This is a genomic window from Pseudomonas sp. CM27 (assembly GCF_013179515.1).
GTDB lineage: Bacteria > Pseudomonadota > Gammaproteobacteria > Pseudomonadales > Pseudomonadaceae > Aquipseudomonas.
Map to the genome: position 1 here is coordinate 19,761 of NZ_JABMCN010000073.1, position 3,426 is coordinate 23,186.

General features: G+C 62.2%; 3 protein-coding genes and 2 pseudogenes. All 5 read left to right on the forward strand.

Features of this window, described 5'->3' with window-relative positions; genetic code table 11:
• Positions 1–1,428, forward strand: a 1,428-nt coding sequence (gene nhaB, locus HP547_RS11650) for a sodium/proton antiporter NhaB (protein WP_172286349.1), incomplete at its 5' end; no start/stop codon positions are given.
• A 196-nt stretch (positions 1,429–1,624) separates the two neighbouring features.
• A complete protein-coding gene (locus tag HP547_RS11655; RefSeq protein WP_172286350.1) occupies positions 1,625–2,248 on the forward strand; it encodes a dihydrofolate reductase family protein in 624 nt (207 codons plus the stop codon).
• A 72-nt stretch (positions 2,249–2,320) separates the two neighbouring features.
• Positions 2,321–2,866: a lipocalin family protein gene (locus tag HP547_RS11660; protein WP_172224742.1), complete on the forward strand. Its 546-nt coding sequence runs from the start codon at positions 2,321–2,323 to the stop codon at positions 2,864–2,866.
• Between the two features lie 70 nt (positions 2,867–2,936).
• A pseudogene (locus HP547_RS11665) lies at positions 2,937–3,236 on the forward strand (NIPSNAP family protein); the annotation flags it as partial.
• Positions 3,231–3,426: pseudogene (locus HP547_RS29355) on the forward strand (NUDIX hydrolase); the annotation flags it as partial. The pseudogenes HP547_RS11665 and HP547_RS29355, both read left to right, overlap by 6 nt.

Sequence of the window (3,426 nt, forward strand, 5' to 3'; positions counted from 1 at the left end):
AGCCTGTTCCTGCTGCTCAACCCACTGCTGCTGGTCAGCGTTGGCCCGGTTGCCGCTGGCTGGGCATTGGTGCTCGAGTTCATTTTTACTTTGGGCATGGCCCTGAAGTGCTACCCGCTAATGCCGGGCGGCCTGTTGCTGGTCGAAGCCTTGCTGCTGGAAATGACCACGCCGCAGGCGCTGTATGACGAACTGGTGCACAACTTTCCGGTCCTCCTGCTGCTGATGTTCATGGTGGCGGGCATCCACTTCATGAAAGAGCTGCTGCTGTTCCTGTTCTCGCGCATCCTGCTGGGGGTGCGCTCCAAACCGGTATTGGCATTGCTGTTCTGCGTGTTGTCGGCGTTCCTCTCGGCGTTTCTCGATGCACTCACGGTGACCGCCGTCATCATCAGTGCCGCTGTCGGCTTCTACGCGGTTTATCACCGCGTTGCTTCCGGGGCCAACCCACGCGAAGAGACTGCGCTGGACAGCGACCAGCAGGTAGCGCAGCTGCACCGTGATGACCTCGACCAGTTCCGCGCCTTCCTGCGCAGCCTGCTGATGCACGGCGCCGTCGGTACTGCCCTGGGCGGCGTCTGCACGCTGGTGGGCGAGCCGCAGAACCTGCTGATCGGCCATGAGATGGGTTGGCACTTCGCCGACTTCTTCCTCAAGGTAGCGCCGGTGTCGGTGCCGGTGCTCGCCGCCGGCCTGGTGACCTGCGTGCTGTTGGAGAAGCTGCGCCTGTTCGGTTACGGCACGCTGATGCCCGAACCGGTGCGTCAGGTGCTGGCGACCTATGCGGCGCAAGACGATGCCGCGCGCACCCAGGCCCAACGCATTGCACTGTGGGTACAAGGCCTGGCCGCGCTGATCCTGATCGTGTGCCTGGGGTTGCACGTGGCGGAAGTTGGCCTGATCGGCCTGATGGTGATCGTGCTGATTACCGCGTTTACCGGAATCACCGATGAACACCGCCTGGGCCGGGCGTTCCAAGACGCGATGCCGTTCACCTCATTGCTGGTGGTGTTCTTCGCCGTGGTGGCGGTGATTCATCAGCAGCAGTTGTTCAGCCCATTGATCAGCTGGGTACTGACGCTGCCGGCCGAGCAGCAACCGGGCATGCTGTACCTGGCCAACGGTTTGCTGTCGGCGATCAGTGACAATGTGTTCGTCGCCACCATCTATATCACCGAGGTGAAACAGGCGTTCCTCAATGGCGGGATGAGCCGCGCGCACTTCGAAACCCTGGCGGTGGCGATCAACACCGGCACCAACCTGCCCAGCGTGGCCACGCCAAATGGGCAGGCGGCGTTCCTGTTCCTGCTGACCTCGGCGATTGCGCCGCTGATCCGGCTGTCGTATGGGCGGATGGTGTGGATGGCATTGCCCTATACCGTGGTCATGGGTGGGCTGGGGTGGTGGGCGGTGACCTACTGGTTGTGATGTAGACCTGTACCGGCCCTTTCGCGAACAAACCCGCTCCGACAGGATCGCCACAGGTTTCGAAAACTGTGCAGTACCTGTGGGAGCGGGCTTCACCCGCGAAAGGGCCGGCACAGGTTTCCGCTGTCGATTCTGCCCTGCGCCAGTCGACTACCCAATGCCCACAGCCACCCCGGCTGGCATCAGGAGAGTCCCCATGCGCAAACTCATCGTAGCCGCCTTCATCAGCCTCGACGGCGTCATGCAGGCCCCCGGCGGCCCACAGGAAGATACCAGCGGCGGGTTCAGTTACGGCGGCTGGATCGTGCCCTACGCCGATGAGGTATTCGGCCAGGCCATGCAGAACCTGTTCAGCCAGCCCTTCGAACTGCTGCTGGGCCGGCGCACGTACGATATCTTCGCGGGCTACTGGCCAAGGATAAAAGACAACTCGGAAGATTTTTCCATCGCCAATCTGTTCAACAGCGTGGCCAAGCATGTGGCCACTCACCACCCCGCTACCCTCGACTGGCACAATAGCCAAGCCCTGGGCACGGACATCACCACAGCGGTGAGTGTGCTGAAACAACAGGAGGGCCCCGCCCTGCTGACCCAAGGCAGCGCCGAGCTGGTGCAGCAATTACTGGCAGCAAGCCTGGTCGATGAACTGCAGTTGCTGATCCACCCGCTGCTGCTCGGCCACGGCAAGCGCCTGTTCGGTCATGACGCGGCGGCCGCAGCCTTCACCCTGGAGCATTCCGTGGTTTCGCCCAAGGGCGTGGTCATCGCCCGTTACGTGCGCGCAGGCCAGGTGCAGACCGGATCATTCGACAAAACGTAACTGCGTACAACTTTTGCCCCGCGCCAGCATCGAAACACAGGTAAGCCCCTATCCGCTCCAAGGAGGTCAACCATGGCGCTGCGCACTACGCTGTTGCTTTCCTGCATGACCCTGGCCCTGCTCGGCTGCGCCGGCAACGATCACCCGGCACCACCGACCACCGAGCAGGTCGACCTGCAACGCTACCAGGGCACCTGGTATGAACTGGCCCGACTGCCGATGTTCTTCCAGCGCAACTGCGTGCAGTCCGAGGCACGTTATGGCCTGCGCGAGGACGGGCGCATCGACGTGACCAACCGCTGCAAGGAAAAAGACGGCCAGTGGAACGAAGCCAAGGGCATCGCCGAAGCCCAGCAACCCGGCAAGACCGACAAGCTCTGGGTACGCTTCGACAACTGGTTCAGCCGCCTGGCGCCGGACCTGACCAAGGGTGAATACTGGGTGCTGTACCACGACAAGGACTACCGCGTGGCGCTGGTCGGCCACCCCAACCGCGAATACCTGTGGCTGCTTTCGCGTACCCCCGCCATTACCGATCAGGTACGCGAACAACTGCTGACAATTGCCCAGAAACAGGGCTATGACACCAGCAAGCTGATCTGGCGCAAGGAAGGCTAGCTTGGCGTCGACGACGTTGAGCAATCAGGCTAAGGTGTGCGCCCCGTATCGCCTCGAAGGAACGAGCCCGTTGATCACCTGCCACGTCAAATTCCTCGTCGACCCTTACCAGTTGCCCGCCTTCGAGGCCTATTCACGGCTGTGGATGGGCCTTGTCACGCGCATGGGCGGCAAGCATCACGGCTACTTCCTGCCCGCCGAAGGCGCCAACAACGTCGCCTATTGCCTGTTCAGCTTCCCCAGCCTCGCCGCCTACGAGCAGTACCGCAAACAGGCCGAAACCGACCCGCAGTGCATCGCCGCAGTAGCCATGGCAACCGAGCAGCGTTTCATCCTCAGCTACGAGCGCAGCTTCCTCAAGCCGCTGTTGGAACCACGCATCCGCTCGCTGGCACTGTGTGTCTTTCATCACCAGGGCAAGATCCTGGTCAACGTCTTCGATGACCCGGCCAGTGGCCAGACGCTGTGCCGCCCGCTGGGTGGCGGTATCGAATTCGGTGAACCGGGTCGTGACGCCATCGCTCGCGAAATCCGCGAAGAACTGGACCAGCCAATCAGTG

Excerpts from the sequence above, each read along its gene's own strand:
- HP547_RS11660 (WP_172224742.1), top strand. The coding sequence starts at position 2,321 with ATGGCGCTGCGCACTACGCTGTTGCTTTCCTGCATGACCCTGGCCCTG.
- HP547_RS11655 (WP_172286350.1), top strand. The coding sequence starts at position 1,625 with ATGCGCAAACTCATCGTAGCCGCCTTCATCAGCCTCGACGGCGTCATG.